Genomic DNA, 21,828 nt, shown 5'->3' on the forward strand with positions numbered 1-21,828 from the left:
CTCACCCCTCACGCGATCGGTCGAGGCCGAGCACCCGGATGGCGTTCTCCTTCATCACCAGGGGCAGGACGTCCTCCTTGATGCCCAGCTCGGCGAAGTCGGCCATCCAGCGGTCCGGGGTGAGCACCGGATAGTCGGATCCGAAGAGCGCCTTGTGCTTGAGCAGCGAGTTGACGTTGCGGACGAGCTGGGGCGGGAAGTACTTCGGCGACCAGCCCGACAGGTCGATGTAGACGTTCGCCTTGTGCGTGGCCATGGAGATCGACGAGTCGACCCACGGCACCGAGGGATGGGCGAGGATCATCGTCAACGTCGGAAAGTCGGCCGCGACGTCGTCGAGCAGCATGGGGTCCGAGTACCGCAGCTTGAGGCCGCGGCCGCCGGGCAACCCGGCGCCGATCCCGGTCTGACCGGTGTGGAAGAGCGCCACGAGGCCGTGCTCCGCACACGCCTCGTAGATCGGGTAGTACATCGGGTCGTTGGGCAGGAACCCCTGCAGGGTCGGGTGGAACTTCATGCCCCGGACGCCGTAGTCGCGGGCGAGGATCCGGATGCGAGAGACCGCGGCGTCGACGTCGTGCGGGTCCACCGAGCCGAACGGGATGAGGACGTCGGCGTGCTCGGCGGCCTTCGCGGCGATCTCCTCGCTGGAGACCGGCGGATGCCCGCCGAGGGCGGTCCGGGCGTCGACCGTGAAAACCACTGCGGCCATGTTCCGTTCGCGATAGTACGCGGCGAGGTCGTCGACGGTCGGCGTGCGGTTGACTCCGGGCTTGAAGTACTTGGCGGAGGCGTCGAGCAGCTCCTGGTCGAGTGAGCAGTGGTGTGCACCGTCCGCTTCGACGTGCGTGTGCACGTCGATGGCGGTGACCGTGTCGAGATCGATTGCGGGAGAGTACGTCATTTTCGTTCCTCGTGGATCGGGGTGGGCGCGTCAGGGAAGGTTTCGACCGGTGCGCTTGAGTCGCATGATGTCGACCAGCAACCTGTCCCGGTCCGCGACGAGGCCGGGCTGGTCGATGCCCGCCATCTCGTGGTCGATGCCGGCGACCAGTTTGTCCGCCAGCTCCGGGGTGAGCTGGGGCGTACCGAGGTCGTCCATCCACTTCTGGGTGGGCGGCCCCAGGTGCTCGAGGAGGTGGCGCATGCCACCCGCGCCACCCGACAGGTGCTGCGCCGCAAGTGGTCCGACGATCGCCCAGCGCAGACCGGGGCCGTTGGTGATGGCGGTGTCGATGTCCGCGACGGACACCACACCGCGGTCCACCAGCGAGTAGGCCTCACGCCAGAGGGCGGCCTGCAGTCGGTTGGTGACGTGCCCGGGAATCTCCGCCCGGACGAGGATGGGCTTCTTGCCCACCCGGCGGTAGAAGTCCAGTGCGGCCTGCGCGGTCTCGGACGTCGTGGCCGTGCCGGGGACCACCTCGACGAGCGGGATGATGTGGGCCGGGTTGAAGGGGTGGCCCACGAGCACGCGGCCGGGATCGACCGAACACATGGCCTGCAGGACGCTCGGTTCGATGCCCGACGTCGACGAGGCGATGATGACGCCCGGTCGGGCCTCGGCATCGATCTCCGCGAGCAGGGCGGACTTTGCGTCGAGCCGCTCGGGCCCGTTCTCCTGGACGAAGTCCGCCGCCCGGGCGGCCTCGCCGGCGGTGGCGACGAACCGCAGCACACCGCGATCGGATCGGTCGTGTCCGGTGAATTCTGCGACGACGTCCGCGGTTTCGTCGACGAACGCACGCAGTCGTGCCTCCGCTCCGTCAGCGGGATCGGTCGCGACGACGTCGAGACCGGCCGCGAGGAAGCCGGCGACCCAGGCGGCACCGATGACGCCCGTACCGATGACCGCGACGGTCCGCACCTCGGGTGCGGCCGGCGCGCTCATCGGTTCGTCCCCGCGACGCTCCACGCGACGAACGCGTCGAGTGCGTGCGGCTCCGCCAGCGACCCGGGTGCCGCGACGCTGTCCGGGCTCGCCCCCAGGAGTATCCGCTTGGCCGGGATCTCGAGCTTCTTACCGGTGCGGTTGTAGGGCACGACCGGAATTCGGTGAATCTCGTCGGGGATGTGCCTCGGTGACAACGATGTTCGGAGGGCGATCGAGACGGTTCGCTTCAGCTCGTCGTCGAGGTCGACGCCTGCGGCGGTGACCAGGAACAGGACCAGGCGTCCCATACCGCCCTCGCCGTCCTCGAGGTGGACGACGAGGGAGTCGACGATGCCGGGCAGTTCCTCGACGACGCGGTAGAACTCGGCGGTACCCAGTCGGACCCCGCCACGATTGAGGGTGGCATCGGAGCGGCCGGTGATGATCGCACCGCCTTCGGGGTCGAACCGGATCCAGTCGCCGTGACGCCAGACGCCCGGGTAGGTGTCGAAATAGGTACTGCGGTACCGGGAGCCGTCGTCGTCGCCCCAGAACTTCACCGGCATCGACGGCACCGGCGCGGTGATGACGAGTTCACCGAGCGCGCCGATCACCTCATTGCCGTCCGCGTCGTAGGCGGTGGCCGCGAAACCGAGGCTGGGACCGGACATCTCACCCGCGTAGACCGGTGTCATCGGTGAAGCCTGGATGATGCCGGTGCACACGTCGGTACCGCCGCTGCCGACGTTGAGGAGCACACCGGGGCCGAAGCGGTCGCAGATCCACTCGTAGCCCTCACGCGGCAGCGGACTGCCGGCGGCGCCGAACTGACGGACCGCCGAGAGATCGAACTCCGTCGTGGGCTCGAGTCCTTCGCGACGGCACGTCATGACGACGCCCGGGCTCATGCCCATCACCGTCGCCCCCGTCTCGGCCGCAACCCGCCACTGGTACCGGGAGTCGGGGTACATCGGGTTGCCGTCCATCATGACGATCGCCGACCGTACGAGCAGACCACCGACGAGGGAGTTCCACATCATCCACGCGGTGGTGCTGAACCAGGAGAAGGTGTCACCCGGTCCGAGGTCGAAGTGCAGGGCGTGGTTCTTCAGCGTCTCGAGCAGAAGGCCGCCGTGCCCGTGCACGATTGCCTTGGGCTTGCCGGTGGTGCCGGACGAGAAGAGCACGACGAGCGGATGGTCGAACGGCACGGGGTCGACGGTGGGCATCGATCCCGGCGCTCCCGACTCGTCGCGTCCCAGGTCGTCCCAGGCCACTACGTCGTCGGTGACGACGTGCTCGCCGTAGGCGACCGAGACCACCGCGGTCACCCCGGGCAGGTTCTCGCGGATGTGCGCGACCTCGGCGCGGCGGTCGACGCTCTTGGCGCCGTACGTGTAGCCCCCCACCACGAACAGGACCTTGGGGTCGACCTGACCGAACCTGTCGACCACACTGTGGGCCCCGAACTCCGGGGCGCACGCCGCCCAGATCGCACCGAGGCTCGTGGTGGCGAGGAACGCGACCAGCGCCTCGGGGATGTTGGGCAGGTAGCCGACGACGCGATCGCCGCGGCCGACGCCGAGTTCGACCAGTCCCGCCCGAACCCGGCGAACCTCGTCACGGAGCCGACCGAAGGTCATCTCCACGTCGGGGCGACTCTGGGATCGGGCCTTCACCGCGACGGTGTCCAGATCGGCGTCGGTGCCGAGGGAGTGCTCGACATAGTTGATCAGCGCTCCGCTGAACCAGTGCGCCCCGGGCATCACCCGGGTCTCGAGGACCTGTTCGTAGGGTCGGTGGGTGACGACGCCGAAGTAGTCCCAGATCGCCGCCCAGAATCCCTCGATGTCCGAGGTGGACCAGCGATGCAGGTCGTTCCAGTGCTCGATCCGCAGGCCGCGCTCGGATTCGAGCCAGTCCATGAAGGCCCCCACCCGGGTGGTGTCCCGAGCATCGACGGGTACGGGGCGCAGGATCTCCGCCATCACTTCACCTCGCCGTCGGCGGCCCGGACCTTGGGGCCACGGCCCGTGAGGAATTCGTTCATCTTGTGCTTTGCTTCGACGCTGGACTGCGCGACGGCGGCCATGAGGGACTCCATCATCAGCCCCTCGTCCGGGCCCACCTCGGCGATCCGGGGCAGCGCCTGCAGCACCGAGTAGTTGGTGACCGGGGAGTTCGCGGCGATCTTGCCGGCCAGGTCGAGCGCCAGCGCATCGCCGGCGCCGGTGTCGACCAGGTAGGTCGCCAGGCCCACGCGTTCGCCCTCCTCCGCGCCGAGGACGCGCCCGGTGAGCATCATGTCCTGCATGCGGGCCACGCCGATCAGGCGCGGAACCCGCACGGACGCACCACCACCGACGAACAGACCACGCTGTCCCTCGGGGAGCGCGAAGAAGGTGCTGCGCTCCGCGATCCGGATGTGCGCGGCACTGGCGAGTTCCAGTCCACCGCCCACCACCGCGCCACGCAGCACCGCGACGACCGGCAGCGTGCCGCCCGCCATCTCGCCGAGGGCCTTGTGCCACATGCGGGAGTGGTGCAGCCCTTCGACGGCGTCCCGCTCGGACAGCTCGGACAGGTCCAGACCGGCGCAGAAGTGCTCGCCGGACGAGGTGAGCACCAGGGCCCGCACGCCTTCCGGCGGGGTTCGAAAGAAGTCCCCCAGTGCGAGGATGGTCTTGTCGTCCAGCGCGTTTCGCTTGTGCGGCCGGTTCAGCGTGAGGATGCCGATGTCGCCGCGCTGCTCGAAGGCGAGGGATTCGGAGATGGGAGCGCTCATGTCAGTTCTTCGCCTTGCTGGTAGTGCGGATCAGGTGTTCGGGGTCGAAGTGGGCGCCGAGTGGGGCACCGCCGCGCAGGTCCTGCTTGCGGACCTTGCCGGAGCCGGTGCGCGGCAGGGCCGCGACGAACGACACCAGCCGGGGCACCTTGTACCGGGCCAGGTGCTCGGCGGCGAACGCGAGGAGATCGTGCTGGTTCAGTCCCGAGCCGTCCCGGGTGACGACGAACGCGTGACCGACCTCGCCCCAGCGGTCGTCCGGCGCGCCGACCACGGCGGCCTCGAGAACGTCCGGGTGGCGGAAGAGCACGCTCTCGACCTCGGCCGGGTAGACGTTCTCGCCACCCGAGATGAACATGTCCTTCATCCGGTCGACGATGAAGACGAACCCGTCGTCGTCCATGTAGGCGATGTCGCCGGAGTGGAACCAGCCACCTTCGGTGAACGCCGCGGCGGTGGCCTGGGGGTTGTTCCAGTAGCCGGGGGTGACGTTGGGTCCCCGGATGATCACCTCACCGGCCGTGCCGCGGGGGCACTCGGTGCCGGTCTCGTCGACGATCTTCACCTCGTCGAACATGACCTGCTGCCCCGCCGAGCCGGCCTTGCGCACCGCGTCGGCCGGGCCGAGGAAGGTCGCGCCGGGGGCCGTCTCGGTGAGGCCGTAGCCCTGGCAGAAGGTCACGCCCTTCTCCCGGTAGGTGTCGATGAGGTGCACCGGGATCGGGGCCCCGCCCGACATGACGCTGCGGATCGAGCTCAGGTCCGCGTCCGCCCAGCGCGGCGAGTGCGCCAGGTCGGCGTACATCGTGGTGACGCCGAACATCCACGTGATCCGGTGACGTTCGATGAGGTCGAGGGCGACGTCGACGTCCCACTTCGGGGTGATGACGCTCGTGCCGCCCTTGAGGAACACGGTGAGTACCAGTTGGTCGAGGGCCGCCACGTGGAACAGCGGCGCCGACACGAGCGCCACCTCGTCGGAGGTGACGTCGAGGTCGAGGAGCATGTTGACGCTGTTCCACACCAGGTTCTCGTGGGTGAGGATTGCACCCTTCGGGTGTCCCGTCGTGCCGGACGTGTAGAGCACGAACGCGGGATCGGCGCCGCCCACTTCCGCCGCCCGGAGCAGATCGGCCGGTGGTTCCGTTGGTGCGGGAGACCACGCCAGGTCCTGGACGACCGTCTCGCAGCGGCTGAGTGCGTCTGCGGTCGAACGTGATTCGGGCGCGACGATCAGGACGGCCACCCCGGCATCGGTCAGCTGGTAGTCGAGCTCGGGTGCGGAGAGCCGATGGTTGAGCGGCAGGAACACGGCGCCGAGGCGTACCACCGCGAGCATCGTCTCGACGAGCGCCGGGTGGTTGGGGCCCAGATAGGCGACCCGGTCGCCGGGGCCCACACCCGTCTCCGCGAGCTCCGCGGCCCGGACGAGGACCCGGTTGTGGACCTCCCGGTAGCTCAGCTCGGTGTCGCGGTAGATCATCGCGATCGAGTCACCGCTCATCCGGGCCCGTCGCTCGGACAGCGTGGCCAGCCCGGGTCGGCTGCCGCCGAACATCAGGCCACCCCCGTCGCGGGTGCGTCGACGGCGGCCGGCGTGGCCGCGTCGCCGTCCGCGCCCACCCGAGAGAGCCTGCGGTTCTTGGTCTCACCGAGCTTGGCGATGCACGCGATGCTCACCAGGGAGGTCAGCGCGATGACGGCGGAGAGCCCGAGGGTGCTCGTGCCGCCGTTCGAGCGCATGATTTCGGCGAACAGGACCGGGGAGATGCCCGCGCCGATCCCCGCGAGCTGGTAGCCGAGTGAAGCTCCGGTGTAACGGTATTCGGTGCTGAACAGCTCGGTGTACAGGCCGGCGAGGGGCCCGTAGACCATCGGGTGGACGATCGCCTGACCGACGACCATGGCGAGGACGATGAGCGGGAAGCTCTTCGACCCGATCAGCGGGAACAGCGCGAATCCCCACCCGATGATGCCGACGGAGCCGGCGATCACCATCGGAAGCCGCCCGACCTTGTCGGAGAGCGCCGACCATCCGATGATGCCGAAGATCGACAGGAAGGACGAGATGGTGAGCGCGTTGAGGATCTCCTGACGCGGGACACCGGACTGCACACCGTAGGCGATGGCGTAGGTGGTCAGCGCGCCCTGGAAGACGAAGGCCCCGAGGCCCACTCCGGCCGACAGCAGGAGCGTCTTCGGCTGGTCCTTGAGCACCCGCAACAGCGGGATTCCCTCGTTCGGGGTGCGCTCGGTGGTGGCGGCGACGAACTCGGGCGACTCGTCGACCTTGGCGCGGACCACCAGGCCGAGGACGAGCAACAGCAGGCTGAACAGGAACGGCAGGCGCCAACCCCATTCGACGAAGGCCTCGTTGCCGACGATGGCAATGGTCGAGGTGATGACCACGGTGGAGGTGAGCGTGCCGGTCGGTGCGCCGGCGTTCGTGAAGCTGGCCCAGAACCCGCGGCGCGAGTCGGCGTGTTCCGCCGACATCAGCACCGCGCCGCCCCACTCACCGCCGAGCGCGACACCCTGCACGACGCGCAGGAGCACGAGCAGGATCGGCGCGATGGCGCCGGCCGTGGCGTACGTGGGCAGCACACCGATGAGCGCGCTGGCGATGCCCATGATGGACATCGTCAGCACCAGCATCTTCTTGCGACCGAGGCGGTCTCCGTAGTGGCCGAAGACGACGCCGCCGAGCGGCCGGGCCAGGTAGCCGGCGGCGAAGGTGGCCAAGCTCGCGAGGGTGCCCGCGAGCGGGGACATCTGGGAGAAGAAGACGTCCTTGAAAACCACCGCTGCGCAGGTGGCGTAGACGAAGAAGTCGTAGTACTCGATGACGCTGCCGAGGAAGCTCGACGCGGCGGCGCGTCTGAGCATCGCCGGATCCTTCGCCACCGCGGGGTCGCTCTGGGCCATGGGAGTCCTCACTGGGGAGTGGTCTGGAACGGGTGCAGTCGTGGGTCAGACGTGATCCACCTCACTGATCTGACGGCGCAGATACTATGCATTTTCGTTGCGTGGCGTCAATGGATTGAGCACTAATCGATTTGTGCGAGTATCCGCACCAGCGGCAACTAAACTGGCCGGCATGCGGCATAGCCCCACTGCAGAACCCATCGAACGGTTCGACGTCACCCCCCAGTCGCTGCTGCTCGCGTTTCTCGGAATGCACCTTCTCTGGAAGCCGATCGCCATCAGTGGCGCGTCGGTTGTCGAGGTGTTCGGATGGCTGGACGTCGGGCAGTCGGCCACCCGGTCGCTGCTCGCCCGGATGACGGACCGGGGCATGCTCGAACGGCACAAGATCGGCCGCAAGACGTACTACTCGCTCACCGAGCACGGGACGTCCGTGCTCGAGGGCGGATACAACAAGGTGTGGCGCGGCATGGGCGACGCGGCATGGGACGGCGTGTGGACGACGATCGCGATGTCCGTGCCCGAGGATTCACGTCATCTACGGCACCGCGCGCGCTCGCGGTTGAGTTGGGCCGGGTTCGGCAGCACGGCATCCGGACTCTGGGTGGCGCCGCGGCGACACGAGGTGCTCGAACTCCTCGGCCCCGAGTTCGCGGACATCGAACTCACGGCGATGGTCGGACGAGTCGTGCCGCCCACGACGGACGAATCGCTCGTCATGTCGGCATTCGATCTGGACGAGATCGCGTCCCGCTACACGGGTTTCATCGCACGATGGCACGGCGCGGAGGCCGCCGAACGCAGCCTCGAAGGGGCGTTCGCCACTCGCGTGCGAGTGCAGGCCGAGTGGCTGTCGATCACTCGGGCCGACCCGTTGCTACCGGCGTCGCTTCTCCCGGACGGCTGGCCCGCGGGCGACGCCGAGCGCCTGTTCCGGATCCTCGACGCGACGCTCGACCGCGCGTCCATCGGCATCGAGGCCGGCGGACTGGACGCGATCACACTGTCCCGCTGACTGTTTCGGGTGAGCCGGTCAGCGGATCATCAGGTCGCGCACGTGCCCGGTCTCGTTGACGGACGACACTCGGCGGACACCGTTGCGCGAGATCAGGACCCGGGTGACCGAGACGTACTCCAGCGGGAACGTCAACGGTCGGGGCAGTTCGAGGATCTGCTGCAGGATCAGGTTGACGACGCCGCCGTGCGCGACGACCACGACACTGTCCTCGTGGCTCGCCTGCGCCACCACCTCTTCCGTGGCGTCGAGGACTCGACTCCGAAAGGCGTTCTCGTCGACGAAGTCCGGCAGGAAGCCGGCGCGGATGCGCGCGAAGGCCTCCGGCATCCGCTGCTTGGCCTCGTGGATGGGGACGTAACTGCCCTCATGCCGGTCGTACTCGGCGAATCCCTCGTTCACCTCGAGGTCGAGTCCCGTCGACGCGACGAGCGGCGCGGCGGTCTCGACGGCTCGTCGCATGGGGCTCGCGACCACGCGGGCGACGCGGACATCGGCGAGCGCTCCGGGCAGGCGACGGGCCTGATGATGCCCGAACTCGGTGAGTCCGGGATCGGCCCAGCCTTCCGCCACCGAGATGCTCTCGGGCAGTGCATGTCGGACAAGGATCAACTGCACGATCGATCACCCGGCGCACATGCGCGCCTGCACCTTTCACTACACACGACGATTAGGGGAATGAGTACGGCCGAATGTCACATGCGTTCGGTCGGATCGAACGTGTGTGACATTCGGCCACCGCGCGGTCAGGCCGTGTAGCCCGACGCACCGGCCCGACTGAGCACCAGCTTGGACAATACCGCCCGGTTCGACAGCCGCATCACGGCGTCGACGAGTTCGACGATGTCGTTCACCGTCAGCATCGACTCGGCGGGGATGGCGTCCTTGGTCCACTCGGACATGTCGGTGTCGACGTAGGCGGGCGCGATTGCCGTCGCGGCGATCCCGTTGCCGGACTGTTCCGCGTTGAAGGTCTCCACCAGCGAGATCAGCGCGGCCTTCGTCGCCCCGTACACGGCGAGGTTCGCCTCGGCGTACACGCCGGTGATCGACGAGACCGCAACCACTTTCGCGCCGAGATCCGGGTTGTCCGCGGCGCCCGCGCGCAGCAGCGGCAGCGAGTTCTGCAGCAGCGCGAAGGGTGCGGCGAGGTTCACGGCGACGGTCTTGTCGAACCGGCGCATGGGGAACTCGCCCACGGCTCCCGCGGTGCCCACACCCGCGTTGAGGATCAGGGCCCGCATCGAGCCGAACCGCTCCCGGTGCGCCGCGGTCAACGTCTCGGCGACAGCCGGGTCGGCCATGTCCGCCGCCACCGCGACGACGTCGGGTGCGCCGGCGGCGCGCAGATCCCCGGCGACGGCGTCGAGCCGGGACGCGTCCCGCGCGGTGACGGTGAGGGCGTACCCCTGCGACGCGAGGCGGTGCGCGATGCCCAGGCCGATGCCGCGGGACGCGCCGGTGATCAGTGCACTGTTCGTCATCGGTTTGCCTCTCCCAACGCGGCGAGCCCGGCGGCCACCAGCGGCTCCACAGCCTGGTATGCCTCCGCGAATCCGTCGCCGGTGGTGGCGCCCTCGCGGTGGCGGTGCGTGATGCCCTCGGCGATAACCGCGAGCTTGAAGTTGGCCAGACCCAGGTAGAAGCCCCAGTTGTCGAGGTTCCGGTCGGTCACGGTGGCGTACTTCTGCGCGATCTCGTCCGGGGACGGCAGCCTCGTGCTGGTCCACGCCGCCGGCTCGCCGAGGATGACGTCCAGCGCGGAATGCCGGTAGACGCACATCTGCGCCAGGTCGGTGAGCGGGTCGCCGAGCGTCGACATCTCCCAGTCGACCACCGCGACGACGCGTCCGGGATCGTCGGCGGCGACAAGGGTGTTGTCGATCCGGTAGTCGCCGTGCACGATCGCCGCCTGCGAGCCGGTCGGGATCGCCTCCGCGAGAAGGGCGTGCAGGCGTTCGAGGTCGCGCAGTTCGCGGGTCTTGACGCGTTCCCACTGGCGCGCCCACAGCGCCACCTGACGGGAGAGGTAGCCGTCGGGACGGCCGAACGCCTCGAGTCCCACCTCGCGGTGGTCGACGGCGTGCAGCGCGGCGAGCACGCGCACCAGTTCGTCGACGCACGAGTCGATCTCGGCGCCTGTCAGCGTGTCGAGGTCGTCGACGGTGCGGATCACCCGGCCCGTCACGAACCCGGTGACGGCGAACGGGGCGCCCATCACGGACTCGTCCTCGCACAGCGCCACGGTCGGTGCGACCGGGACCGGGGAGTCCTGCAGCGCGGCGCACACCCGGAACTCGCGGGCGACGTCGTGCGCCGACGGCGTCAGTCCCGCGGTCGGGGGTCGCCGCAGCACCCACTGCGAGGCGTCGTCGAACACCTTGAAGGTGAGGTTGGACTTGCCGCCGGAGATCAGCTCGGCCCGGAGCTCTCCCGCGGTGGGCACGCCGGCAGCGTCGAAGAAGCGCTGCAGCGCAGCCAGATCCAGCCCGTCGAGGCGTGCCGTCGTCACGACCGGCCCTCCTCGCGTGCAGCGCGCTTCGCCTTGCCGACGACGCGCTTGGCCAGCGCCCAGCGGTGCACCTCGGACGGCCCGTCGTACACCCGGAAGGGACGCACCTCCCGGGACAGTCGAGCGAGCGGCAGGTCACCGGAGACACCCATGCCGCCGCACATCTGGATCGACCGGTCGACGATCCGGAAGATCGCCTCGGAACCGAACGCCTTGGCGATCGACGTCGAATCCGAGCCGCTCCGGCCCTCGTCGAGCTCCCAGCAGGCACGGGTCAGCAGCGCCCGGGTGGCCGCGATGTCGATCTCGTTGTCGGCGACCATCTTCTGGATCATGCCCAGGTCACCGAGCCGCGAACCGAAGCCCTCGCGTCGGGCGACGTACTCGACAGCGACGTCGTGGCCGCGGCAGGCCGCGCCGAGCCACCGCATCACGTGCGTCATGCGGGCGGGACCGAGGCGCACCTGTGCGTAGGCGAATCCCTCGTCGACCGCGCCGAGCACGGCCTCGTCGGGCACGAAGAGGTCCTCGAAGAACACCTCGCAGTGGCCGCCGATCATCGCCCGGTCGAGGGTTTCGATGTGCCGGCCCACGCGGATCCCGGGCGCCGACGCGGGCGCGAGGAACATCGTCGCGCCGCCGCGGTCGCCCGGGGCACCGGACGTGCGGGCCATGATGATGAAGAATCCCGCGCCGTCGGCGCCGGTGATGAACCACTTGTGGCCGTTGATTTTCCAGCCACCGGGAGCCTTCTCGGCGCGGGTGGTGAGCGCGGCCGGATCGGAACCGGCACCGGGTGCGGGCTCGGTCATCGCGAACGCCGAGCGCACCTCGCCGCGCGCGAGCGGAGCCAGGAACTGCTCCTTCTGGGCCGCGTCGGCGACATGCGCGAGCAGGTGGACGTTGCCCTCGTCGGGGGCCGCGATGTTCAGCGCGGTCGGGCCGAACAGCGAGTAGCCCGCGGCCTCGAACACCGGGGACCGATCGCTCATGTTCAGGCCCAGGCCACCGAACTCGACGGGCGCGTGCGGCGCGAGCAGTCCCCGATTCGCAGCCTCCGTCTGCATTTCCTTGCGCAGCGCGTCGCCACCGGCGGCGGTGATGTCGCCGGCGTGCGCGTCCTCGATCGGCAGGACCACGTCCCGCACGAACTCCCGGGTGCGCTCGACGAGATTCTCAACCTCGGGCGAGTACGACAGATCCACGGCCACGTCACACCTCCACGTCTCCCGACCGAACGATCGCTCGGTCGCAAGTACCGTCGCACAGTCGCGGTGATCGGTCAAGGGTGGGCGCACAACCAGCGAGGATTCGGACATTCGAAACCAATCGGTCGCTATTGTTCTTGGTGCGGCCGGCCCGATGCCCGTCGCCGACGAACACCGTCCTCGACAAGGAGCCGACGTGACCACCAGTCCGGACCGCACGCGGGTCGAATTTCCCGGGATCAGCTCGCGCGCGTGGGAACACCCCGCCGACCGGGCCGCACTGGTGACCCTGCGCTCGCTCAAGGGATTCGACACCATTCTGCGGACGCTGTCGGGACTGCTGCGGGAACGCCAGCACCGGCTGATGTACCTGGCCACGTCCATCCGGGTCGACGAACGCCAATTCCCCGATCTCGACGAGCTCCGCCGCGACTGCGTCGACATCCTCGACGCCGACGAGACACCCGAGCTGTTCGTCCTGCAGTCGCCCGCGGTCAACTCGTTCACGATCGGGATGGACAAGCCGTTCATCGTCGTGACGACCGGGTTGCTGGACGTCATGAACTACGAGGAGCAGCGCTTCGTCGTCGGCCACGAACTCGGCCACGCCCTGTCCGGGCATGCGGTCTACCGCACCATCCTGCTGCACCTGATGCGACTGGCCGGCACCATCGGCTGGGTCCCGGTCGGCGGGTGGGCGCTGCGCGGAATCATCGCCGGGCTGATGGAGTGGCAGCGCAAGTCCGAGCTGTCCGCCGACCGCGCCGGATTGCTGTGCGGTCAGGACGTCCACACCGCGCTTCGGGTGCAGATGAAACTGGCCGGAGGTGCACGGGTCAGCGAGATCGACCCGGACGCGTTCCTCGCGCAGGCCGCCGAGTACGAGGCCAGCGGCGACCTGCGCGACGGCGTGCTCAAGCTGCTCAACGTCGAACTGATGTCGCATCCGTTCTCGGTCCTGCGAGCGGCGGAGCTGAAGCGCTGGGTCGACGGCGGCGACTACGCGCGGGTGCTGCGCGGCGAGTACCCGCATCGCTCGACCGACGACGACGCCAGCATCCGCGACGAGTTCCGCAACGCAGCAAAGACGTACAAGGACAACTTCGACCAGTCCGACGACCCGCTGATCCGCACGCTGCGGGACGTCGGCGGCGGGCTGGGCGATGCGGTGGGCGCCGTCGGCCAGGGCGTGGGCGACGTCGCAGCCGACGTCAAGGACCGCTTCACGCACTGGCGTAGAAGCTCCCGTAACTGAAGCGGCCCCGCCACGGTCAGTTCGCGCCGACCGCTCCCCGAGCGATCTGGAGGTAGCGCTCCACCAACTCGTCGGGCGTCAGCGGCCCGTCGGGGCGGTACCAACTCGCCACCGCGACGCACATGGTCGTGACGGCCCGGCTCGCGTCGCCGGGATACGGCGTGCGGAAGGAGCCGTCGTCCACCCCGGCCTCCACGATCGTGTCGAGGATCCGCTGCTGCTCGTCGCGCATGCCCACGTACTCGGCGCGGATCTCCGGTTCCATGCTGCGCATCTCGGTCGACGCGACGAACGCCTGCTCGCGCCGGAACATGTGGAACCGCAGCAACGATTCCACGACGGCGTCGAACTGCTCGCTCGGCGAGGGGCCGGCGTCGGCGAGCGCGCGTCGGCTGCGGTCGAGCAGGTCGGACATCACGACGCGCATGAGCCCGGCCAGCAGGGCCTGCTTCGACGGGTAGTGGTGGTACAGCCCGGGTACCGACAGTCCGGCGTGCGCCGCGACCTCCCGAATCGACGCCCCTTCGTACCCGCGCTCGGCGAACATCTCGAGCGCCGCGACCAACGGCCCGGGCAGAGTCGTCGCCTCGTAGTGCCGCCAGGAGCCAGGTACCGAGTCCGAAGTCATACCCACACCGTATTCACGCGGCTACCCGATCGCGCCGAACCACCCTCGTCGGCCGGTGCATTATTAGTAGGTCTTGCCAATGATTGGGTCACCTGTGTAATTTCTCGAACACCCGTCCGCTGCATCACCCGAGGAGGTCGACGATGATCCAGGAACTGTCGTACATCGGAATCGCATCACCGAGATTCGAGGACTGGCGCGCCTACGGCACCGCGCAACTGGGTGCCAAGATGGCCGACGACGGACCCGACGGCGCCGTCCGTCTTGCGGTCGACGACGTCGACTACCGAATCGCCATCCACCCCGGCGAACAGGACGAGTTCCGTTACGCAGGTTGGGGTTTGGCGAACGAGACGGATCTGCAGCAGTTCACTGCCCAGCTCCGAGACAAAGGCGTCGACGTGCACCCGGGCGACGACGCCCTGGCCGCCGAACGCCACGTTGCCGAACTGGTGTGGTTCGAGGATCCGTGGGGCATCCGGCACGAGCTGAGCTGGGGCAAGCGCGCCACTCCACTCTCCTTCACGCCGGGGCGGCCGATGCGCGGCGGATTCGTCACCGGCGAGCAGGGTCTCGGGCACGTCGTGTTCCAGGTACCGGATCTCGTCGAGGCCAACCGCTTCTACGTCGACATCCTCGGATTCCGCCTGTCGGACCGAGTCTCGACCGACCGCTACACCGTTCGCTTCTATCACGTCAACGGCCGCCACCACTCGCTCGCGCTCAGCGAACTGCCCGGATTCGTCGGCTTCAACCACCTCATGCTCGAGGTCGAGCACCTCGACGACCTCGGCACCGCAATGGACCTCGTCCACGAGACCGGCACCGCGATCGTGCAGACGCTGGGCCGACACACCAACGACCTCATGACATCGATCTACATCGACACACCGTCGGGGATGCAGATCGAGTACGGGCACGGCGGACTGGTCGTCGACGACCTCAGCTGGGTGGCGCGGTCCTACGATCGGCCGAGCTACTGGGGCCATCGTCGACCGGCCGGTGCTGCCCGGTCACGGGTTCCTGGAATCGTCCGACCGGTGGAGACGCGCCTCGAGTCGAGCGTCGTCTGACCGGAGGCGCTCCGCGTCAGCCGCCACAGCCCGTGGGCGCCTCGAGCGCGGAGATGGTTGCCGTGACCTCCGTCAGCAGGGCACGACGTTCCGGCGACAGCGCTCCGAACACTGCCGACTCGATGTCGTCCAGCGCACGATCGGCCTCGACGAGCAGCGCGCGGCCTGCATCGGTGATCGACACGATCTGTCGGCGACGGTCTTCCGGGTCGCGGTTGCGTTCGACGTAGCGAGCCTTCTGCAACGAATCGAGGTAGGCGACTATGTCCCCCGGATCCAACACCACCCGGGCCGCGAGTTCCTTCTGGTGGCACGGACCGAGTTCGCTCAGGGTGCTGAGTATTGCGTGCTGATTGGGAAGCAGCCCCACCTCGGAGAGCTTCTCCGCGTAGAACTGCCGAACCTTCCACGCAGCCCTGACGAAGACGTATCCGAGCCGGTCCGCGAGGGGCGTCGTCTCGGAGTCACGGGCGGAACGCATGGAGCGAGTATAGAGAGAACGAGCCGCTCACCGGCCGGTGGAGACCGACCGGCGAGCGGCTCGCCGCTCACCTCTCGACGGGCTTGGCCATCTCCCGCATCAGCAGGTCGGTCATCTTGAGCGCCCGGTCGCCGCCGTCGGCGTCGGCGACGAACACCGCGAAGGCGAGGTCGCCGCGGGAACCGAAGAACCAGCGATCGGTGTCGTTGCCCGACGCGATCCCCATCAGATCGGGGTACTGCTTCAGGAACGACGCCGGACCCCTCTGCACGTTGTCGCGCATCGCGGTGCGCAGCTGTTCGGTGACGTTCGCGGGCAGCGCGTCCTCGACGTTGTCGGCGGTGGCCTGCTGCCCCTCGACGATCATCGGCATCGGGGCGCTGCCGCGCGCGACGGACGCCGCCACCATCGCGAGCCCGAACGGGCTGACCTGCGGCTCGGTTCCGTTCTTGGACTGCATCACCTGGTCGACCCCCGACTGCGACGCGGTCAGCACCGCGGTCTCGGGGTCGAGCCCCGGCATGTCGTAGTCGAGTCCGATGCCGAGCTGCCGTCCGGCACGCTCGAGGTCGTCGTCGCTCACCTTCCCCGGTTCCACGCCGGCCTGCGCGGCCGCCGCCTGCCGCACCAGGTCCAGGGAGTTGCCGGCGGGGTACAAACCGGTGAACGCCACGGGCCCCTGTTCGATGGCCTGATTGTTCTGGGCCGCAACCACTACCGCCCCCGTCGACGGGCGGATCGCCACGATCGCTGCCGGGGTGCCGGCGCTGACGACGGCGTTCTCGGCGGCCAATTGCAGCCCCGAGTCGAGGGTGGCCTTGATGTCCGGCCCGGGCGGCCCCTGGTAGCCCACCTGCTGCTGCACTGCCCCGTCGGGTTCGACGATGTTGACGGCCCAGCCGGCGGTGGCATCACGATTCATCTGCCACACGGTGCGCAGTGGATCGAGCAGCGGCGTGACGATCCGGCGGTCGGTGGTGATGAGCTTCGGCTGCTTGTCGATCACGACACCGGGGATGCCGGCGAGGTCCTTCTCCAGGTACTGGTAGTCCTGGTCGCGCAGCAGGACCGCGACCACCTTCTCCCCCGGCTTCGCGGCCAGCTCCTGGCGCATGGAATCGCCCGTCACGAGCGGCGCGACGGGTTCGAGTGCCTTGGCGACACGGTCGGTGGTGGCCACCGGGTCGGGCATGGACACCGGGTCGAGGGTGATCGCGTTGATCGTCTGCTCCGCCATCAGTGGGTGACCGGTGCCGTCGAACACGCGCGGCGGTGCCGCATCGGTACGGTCGTATCGAACCGTCCGACCGTGGCCGAGTGCCGGCGCGAGCAGGGTGGGGTCCCACGAGATGCGCCAGCCCACCGACAGCTTCTTGACGCCGCCGTCGACGTAGTAGCTCCAGTCCTTCCCTTCGCCGAAGTTCCATGCGGCATCGACGGTGAAAAATCCGGAATCACCGTTGAGTTCCATGAACTGGGCGAGGGTCCACTGGGACTGCTCGGCGTCGAGGCCGTCGAACATCTGCTGGATGGACTCCTCGGCCGCGTTGGGGTACGAGGTGAACGCGGCGGCGGACTCGGCGTCCCGATCGTTGAGTGCCTGAACGAATCCGGAGACCACCGACTCGGCACTCGCATCGGACTTTTGACCCACACAGGACACGAGTGCAGCCGCCAGCACCGCCACGAGGCCGAGGGGCAGGGCAATCGCACGGCTGCGCCGCGCGCGGGGCGACACTCGGAAACCCATGGCCACAATCCTCCCGTTTGTCACTTGCGTAACAAGCACGGATCGCCTACGAAGAAGTCACGATTGCGCCACCGGCGCTGGTTCTCGATACCTCCCCGTTACCACGCGAGCCCGACCCGGAGCCACGCGGACCTACCGCAGGAATCGACCGGCAGCGTCCAGCGCAGGTCCCGAACTGTCCGCTCCCGCAACGAAAACCGCGAAAGCAAGATCGCCGTCGATGCCCACGAACCATCCGTGTGAGTCTTCGCCACCACCGTACTCTGCGGTGCCCGTCTTGCCCGCGAGGTTGGGCAGATCGGCCAGAATCTTCGCGGTCCCGTCCGTTACCGTCTCGCGCATCATCGCGCGCAGATCGTCGTCGACGTCGGCGGGTGCCGGGGCCACGGTCCGGTCCGCCGTACCGGGGCGGCCGGCGATCATCGTCGGCGCCGGGGTCGACCCGTGGGCGATGGACGCCGCGACGAGCGCCATCCCGAACGGCGACGCGGTCACCGCCCCCTGACCGATCGCCGACTCGACGCGCGCGGCGGGTGTCTCTGCGGGAGGGACGGTTCCGGTGACCGTCGTCAGGCCCGGGATCACGTAGTCGACGCCCAGGCCGAACTGCTCGGCGGCCCGTGGCAGCGCGTCGGCGGGCAGCGAGACAGCGAGCCGCGCCATCGTCGTGTTGCACGAGTGCGCGAACGCGGTGTGCAGGGGGACCGAGCCGAGGTCGAAGTTGTCGTCGTTCGGGATCTGCCGGCCCTCTACGTTCTCGGTGCCCGGGCACGGCAGCACGGTGTCGGGTGTGACCTTGCCGGCCTGCAGCGCCGCCGAGGTTGTCACCGTCTTGAACGTGGAGCCGGGTGGATACAGGCCGGTGAGGGCCATCGGCCCCTGCGCGTCGGCGGGGGCGTTCTGCGCGACGGCGAGGACCGCGCCGGTCGACGGCCGCAGCGCCACGATCGCCGCCGGCTGCGGGACGCCCGCGAGCGCGTTCTCGGCGGCCGTCTGCAGCGTCAGGTCCAGTGTGGTGTCGATGTTGGGGGCAGCGGCCGCGTCCTGCCCTGCGAGCCGCTGCGTGCTGCCGTCCGACTCCACCATCTGCACCGCCCACCCGACCGACGCGTCCTGCCCCTCCTGCCAGAGGTTCGCGAGATCGGCGAACACCGGCGACGACAGCGCCTTGTCGACGGTGAGCAGCCGGGCCTGGTCCACGAGTTCCACGCCCGGGATCGCCGCCAACTGCCCTCGGATGGGCGCGATGTCGGATTCGCGCAACGTGACCGCCGTGACAGGCTTGCCGTCCGCCTGCGCGAGGTCGCCGCGCAGCGACTCGGCGGTGATCGTCGGGACGATCGGGGCGAGCACCGGCGCCACGACGGCGGGGTCCACCGGCGGCCGCAGGTTCACCAGGGTGACCACCTGCTGCGTCATGAGCGGCTGACGGTCGCTCGCCCGCACCTGCGGCGGCCGGCCCGTCGTCGGAGTGAACCGCACCATCGAGTCGGCGTCGAGGCCGGGCACGAGCACGGCGGGATCCCACGAAATCCGTTGCTCACCGGAGACGTTCACGACCTCGCCTTCGGTCGAGTACCGCCACTGCTTCCCGTCGCCGAAGTCCCAGTCCGCGTCGAGGGTGAACGAGTCGCCACCCTGCGCGACGGTGAAACTGTGCCCCTGCGCGGCGAGGCCGTCGAACATCGCGGTCATCGCGGCCGACGCGGCGTCCGGGTCCGTCATCAGCGCCGCCGCGGCCTGGACGTCACCGCTCGCGAGGGCGTCGGCGAACCGCTGCTCCGGGGAGGGATCGCCGCCGCCGCACCCGGCCAGCACGAGAGCGGACGCGGTGGCCAGGGCGATCAGATTCGTACGGGACGCAAGACGCGGTGCGGGCATGCCGTCGATGATGCCCGCACCGCGGGCGCTTCGCTGCCCGGGGCGGCTCAGGCGATCGCCGGCAGTCGGACGACCTGTCCGGCATAGGCGAGTCCGGCTCCGAAGCCGAGCAGCAGCGCGGTGTCGCCGGGCTTCGCGCCGCCGGACCTGAGGAGTTGTTCCATCGCCATCGGGATCGACGCCGCGCTGGTGTTGCCGGTCTCGACGATGTCGCGGGCCACCGCGACGGTGTCCGGCAGGCCGAGCGTCCGGATCAGGGCGTCGGTGATGCGACTGTTGGCCTGGTGCGGCACGAAGGCGTCCAGGTCGTCGGCCGTGATTCCGGCCTTGTCCAGAGCGTCACGGCAGGCCTTCTCCAGGAACGTCACCGCCCACCGGAACACGGCCTGACCGTTCATCCGGATGTACGGCCGTTCCGCGTCCGCGCCCTTCTCCTGCACCTCGGCGAAGAACTGCTTGAAGTCCTTGTCCTGCTTGATCGCCGCGGTCTGGCTGCCGTCCGAGCCCCACGCGACCGGACCGATACCCTCCTCCTCGGCGGGACCCACCACGACCGCACCGGCACCGTCGGCGAAGATGAACGCGCAGGTGCGGTCGGTCGGATCGAGGAGGTCGGACAGCCGTTCGACGCCGATCACCAGGACGTGTCGGGCCTGGCCCGCGCGGACGAGGCCGGCGGCGTTGCCGAGCGCGTAGCAGAAGCCCGCGCAGCCGGCGGAGATGTCGTAGGCGGCGGTGTCGTGCATGCCCAGTTCGGTGGCCACCACCGCGCCGGCCGACGGGCCCAGCACCATCTGCGAGGACGTGGCCAGTACGACGGCGTCGATCTGTTCCGCCTCGAGACCGGCTGCGGCGAGGGCGTCGCGGGCGGCGGCGACGCTCATCGAGACGATGGTCTCGTCGGGCTCGGCCCAGCCTCGGGCGGTGATTCCGGAGCGGGTCCGGATCCACTCGTCGGACGAGTCGATGCGGTCGACGATCTCCGAGTTGGGGACGACGCGACGGGGTCGATACGCGCCGAGCCCCAGAAGGGCCGCGTGGGCGACGGGTGGCGCGGTGGCAATGGGGGTGGGCACGGCATCCTCTCCATGTGAACCGATCGGTTCACATGGATCAGATCTAACATGAACCGATCGGTTCACACAAGGTGGAAAGGAGCTCGCATGACCGCGGCACGACCGCGCGCTCGGCTGCTCACGAGCACGATCGCCGTAGTGCAGGAGCACGGCGTGCATGCCGCCGGACTGACCGAGCTGCTCAAGCGGAGCAACGCGTCACGCAACTCCCTGTATCAACACTTCCCGGCAGGCAAGGGGCAACTCGTCGAAACTGCGGCGCGGATCGTGGCGCGAGTGGTGCATTCGCACCTGTCCGCGATGGCGGACAAGCTGCCGAGCACACCCTCGGTGGCGCAGTGGCTGGACGAGCTCTTCGCGTTCTGGCTCGAACCGCTCGAGTCCAGCGACTATCGCCTGGGTTCGTTCATGATGGCCGCCGCGCTGGACGAGCTGGACCCGACAGTGCAGGCCGCCGCCGGCCAGGCGTTCGACGACTGGACCACCCGGCTCGCGGACGGAATGGTGGCGGCCGGAATCGAAGAATCCACCGCGCGCTCCACGGCCGGGATGCTCCTGTCGGTGATCGAGGGCGCCATCGTGCAGAGCCGCGCGCTCGAGTCGAGCCGACCCTTCGCCGACGCGCACGTCCAGCTGTGCGTCCTGCTCGAGCATCATCTCGCGAAAACGAACCCCACGGGCGGTGGCACTCGGCTGCGAACGGAGTAATCATGTAATCAGTGCAAGCAGATCGACCCGAGGAGGACGATCATGAGAAAAGCACACGGCCATGGATACGGCCATGGATTCGGTCGACCCGGGGGCTGGCAGCAGGCCGACGTACCCGATGCCTCGGACGCCGCGGACTGGTTCGCGGGCAGGCTCCCCGACGACTGGTTCGCCGGCCCGGCCACCGTCGAGGTGGATCGCGAGGAGATCGTCGTAACCGGCGAGCTGCCACCGGTCGAAGCCGGAGACACCGAGGACACGGAGGCTGCGGCGGCGGGACGCGTCTCCCGGTTCCGGGAGTCGACCAGACCCGAGCGCATGCAGATCGCCGACGAGGCCGAGGCCCGCTACCGCCGGAAGGTCGCGTGGAGCGTCACGATCGGCGACCGGCGAATCCTGTTCACACACCTCGCCGTTCCCGTCATGACGAGACTGCGCCAACCCGAACGCAAGGTCCTCGACACCCTCGTCGACGCCGGCGTCGCCCGATCCCGGGCCGACGCACTGAACTGGACGGTCAAGCTCGCCGGACAGCACAGCGAGGAATGGCTCACCGAGCTGCGCGAAGCGATGCGCAAGGTCGACGACCTCAGATCGGCGGGGCCGCAGATCTAGGAGCGTCCGTCACCTCGCGATCGACCGAAACGCGTGCTTGGTG

20 protein-coding genes are annotated in these 21,828 nt (G+C 68.9%); 5 read left to right on the forward strand and 15 right to left on the reverse strand.

All coding sequences use genetic code 11. From position 1 onward, the window contains the following. Position 1: 1 nt before the first annotated feature. The 6 genes from ABTV10_RS22310 to ABTV10_RS22335 are packed head-to-tail and all read right to left on the reverse strand — an operon-like array spanning position 2 to position 7,583. Positions 2 to 886: an amidohydrolase family protein gene (locus tag ABTV10_RS22310; RefSeq protein WP_499035230.1), complete on the reverse strand. Its 885-nt coding sequence runs from the start codon at positions 884 to 886 to the stop codon at positions 2 to 4. Positions 887 to 934: 48 nt separating this feature from the next. Beyond that, entirely contained in the window at positions 935 to 1,891 is a 957-nt protein-coding gene (locus tag ABTV10_RS22315) for a 3-hydroxyacyl-CoA dehydrogenase NAD-binding domain-containing protein (RefSeq protein WP_499030541.1), read from the reverse strand. Continuing rightward, entirely contained in the window at positions 1,888 to 3,861 is a 1,974-nt protein-coding gene (locus ABTV10_RS22320; RefSeq protein WP_433607651.1) for an acetoacetate--CoA ligase, read from the reverse strand. The genes ABTV10_RS22315 and ABTV10_RS22320 overlap by 4 nt, the downstream gene beginning before the upstream one ends. Next, positions 3,861 to 4,658, reverse strand: a complete 798-nt coding sequence (locus tag ABTV10_RS22325) for a crotonase/enoyl-CoA hydratase family protein (protein WP_499030545.1) — start codon at positions 4,656 to 4,658, stop codon at positions 3,861 to 3,863. Before ABTV10_RS22325 ends, ABTV10_RS22320 begins: the two co-directional genes overlap by 1 nt. A gap of 1 nt (position 4,659) precedes the next feature. Continuing rightward, positions 4,660 to 6,216 (reverse strand): acyl-CoA synthetase, encoded by a 1,557-nt coding sequence (locus ABTV10_RS22330; protein ID WP_499030547.1) that lies wholly within the window; start codon positions 6,214 to 6,216, stop codon positions 4,660 to 4,662. Next, positions 6,216 to 7,583 carry an MFS transporter gene (locus tag ABTV10_RS22335; protein WP_499030549.1) on the reverse strand — a complete coding sequence of 456 codons (1,368 nt, stop codon included), beginning with the start codon at positions 7,581 to 7,583 and terminating at the stop codon, positions 6,216 to 6,218. Before ABTV10_RS22335 ends, ABTV10_RS22330 begins: the two co-directional genes overlap by 1 nt. A gap of 172 nt (positions 7,584 to 7,755) precedes the next feature. Here ABTV10_RS22335 and ABTV10_RS22340 point away from each other — a divergent pair, with 172 nt between their 5' ends. Then, on the forward strand, positions 7,756 to 8,598 hold the full coding sequence (locus ABTV10_RS22340; RefSeq protein ID WP_499030551.1) for a PaaX family transcriptional regulator: 843 nt from the start codon (positions 7,756 to 7,758) through the stop codon (positions 8,596 to 8,598). Positions 8,599 to 8,616: 18 nt separating this feature from the next. Here the strand turns inward: ABTV10_RS22340 and ABTV10_RS22345 are convergent, their stop codons facing one another. The 4 genes from ABTV10_RS22345 to ABTV10_RS22360 form a co-directional block, all read right to left on the reverse strand. Continuing rightward, entirely contained in the window at positions 8,617 to 9,216 is a 600-nt protein-coding gene (locus tag ABTV10_RS22345) for a histidine phosphatase family protein (protein ID WP_499030553.1), read from the reverse strand. Positions 9,217 to 9,344: 128 nt separating this feature from the next. Continuing rightward, positions 9,345 to 10,082 carry an SDR family NAD(P)-dependent oxidoreductase gene (locus tag ABTV10_RS22350; protein WP_499030555.1) on the reverse strand — a complete coding sequence of 246 codons (738 nt, stop codon included), beginning with the start codon at positions 10,080 to 10,082 and terminating at the stop codon, positions 9,345 to 9,347. After that, the gene (locus tag ABTV10_RS22355) at positions 10,079 to 11,110 is read right to left on the reverse strand and encodes a phosphotransferase family protein (RefSeq protein WP_499030557.1); all 1,032 of its coding nucleotides are present in this window, start codon (positions 11,108 to 11,110) and stop codon (positions 10,079 to 10,081) included. Before ABTV10_RS22355 ends, ABTV10_RS22350 begins: the two co-directional genes overlap by 4 nt. After that, positions 11,107 to 12,321 (reverse strand): acyl-CoA dehydrogenase family protein, encoded by a 1,215-nt coding sequence (locus ABTV10_RS22360; RefSeq protein ID WP_499030559.1) that lies wholly within the window; start codon positions 12,319 to 12,321, stop codon positions 11,107 to 11,109. Before ABTV10_RS22360 ends, ABTV10_RS22355 begins: the two co-directional genes overlap by 4 nt. 193 nt (positions 12,322 to 12,514) lie before the next feature. Between ABTV10_RS22360 and ABTV10_RS22365 the strand changes: the two genes are divergently transcribed. After that, entirely contained in the window at positions 12,515 to 13,573 is a 1,059-nt protein-coding gene (locus ABTV10_RS22365) for a M48 family metallopeptidase (RefSeq protein ID WP_499030561.1), read from the forward strand. A gap of 16 nt (positions 13,574 to 13,589) precedes the next feature. Here ABTV10_RS22365 and ABTV10_RS22370 read toward each other — a convergent pair whose 3' ends face one another. Next, positions 13,590 to 14,201 carry a TetR/AcrR family transcriptional regulator gene (locus ABTV10_RS22370; RefSeq protein ID WP_433607671.1) on the reverse strand — a complete coding sequence of 204 codons (612 nt, stop codon included), beginning with the start codon at positions 14,199 to 14,201 and terminating at the stop codon, positions 13,590 to 13,592. 143 nt (positions 14,202 to 14,344) lie between these two features. On the opposite strand from ABTV10_RS22370, the gene ABTV10_RS22375 reads away from it, so the two are divergent. Beyond that, a complete protein-coding gene (locus ABTV10_RS22375) occupies positions 14,345 to 15,274 on the forward strand; it encodes a VOC family protein (protein WP_499030562.1) in 930 nt (309 codons plus the stop codon). 16 nt (positions 15,275 to 15,290) lie between these two features. On the opposite strand, the gene ABTV10_RS22380 is transcribed toward ABTV10_RS22375, so the two are convergent. From ABTV10_RS22380 to ABTV10_RS22395, 4 genes are all read right to left on the reverse strand, one after another. Continuing rightward, entirely contained in the window at positions 15,291 to 15,755 is a 465-nt protein-coding gene (locus ABTV10_RS22380) for a MarR family winged helix-turn-helix transcriptional regulator (RefSeq protein ID WP_499030563.1), read from the reverse strand. A gap of 67 nt (positions 15,756 to 15,822) precedes the next feature. Next, complete coding sequence (locus ABTV10_RS22385) at positions 15,823 to 17,505, reverse strand: NTF2-like N-terminal transpeptidase domain-containing protein (RefSeq protein ID WP_499030565.1); 1,683 nt, start codon at positions 17,503 to 17,505, stop codon at positions 15,823 to 15,825. Between the two features lie 132 nt (positions 17,506 to 17,637). Further along, positions 17,638 to 19,386, reverse strand: a complete 1,749-nt coding sequence (locus tag ABTV10_RS22390; protein ID WP_499030567.1) for a penicillin-binding transpeptidase domain-containing protein — start codon at positions 19,384 to 19,386, stop codon at positions 17,638 to 17,640. Positions 19,387 to 19,433: 47 nt separating this feature from the next. Then, on the reverse strand, positions 19,434 to 20,462 hold the full coding sequence (locus ABTV10_RS22395; protein WP_499030569.1) for a beta-ketoacyl-ACP synthase III: 1,029 nt from the start codon (positions 20,460 to 20,462) through the stop codon (positions 19,434 to 19,436). An 87-nt stretch (positions 20,463 to 20,549) separates the two neighbouring features. Here ABTV10_RS22395 and ABTV10_RS22400 point away from each other — a divergent pair, with 87 nt between their 5' ends. Further along, a complete protein-coding gene (locus ABTV10_RS22400; protein WP_499030572.1) occupies positions 20,550 to 21,170 on the forward strand; it encodes a TetR/AcrR family transcriptional regulator in 621 nt (206 codons plus the stop codon). 42 nt (positions 21,171 to 21,212) lie between these two features. Then, positions 21,213 to 21,785 carry an ATP-binding transcription factor AbmR gene (gene abmR / locus ABTV10_RS22405; RefSeq protein WP_499030574.1) on the forward strand — a complete coding sequence of 191 codons (573 nt, stop codon included), beginning with the start codon at positions 21,213 to 21,215 and terminating at the stop codon, positions 21,783 to 21,785. Positions 21,786 to 21,828: the final 43 nt, after the last annotated feature.

The sequence above is a fragment of the Paraburkholderia sp. RHO2 genome, assembly GCF_050955445.1.
Lineage (GTDB): Bacteria > Actinomycetota > Actinomycetes > Mycobacteriales > Mycobacteriaceae > Prescottella > Prescottella agglutinans_A.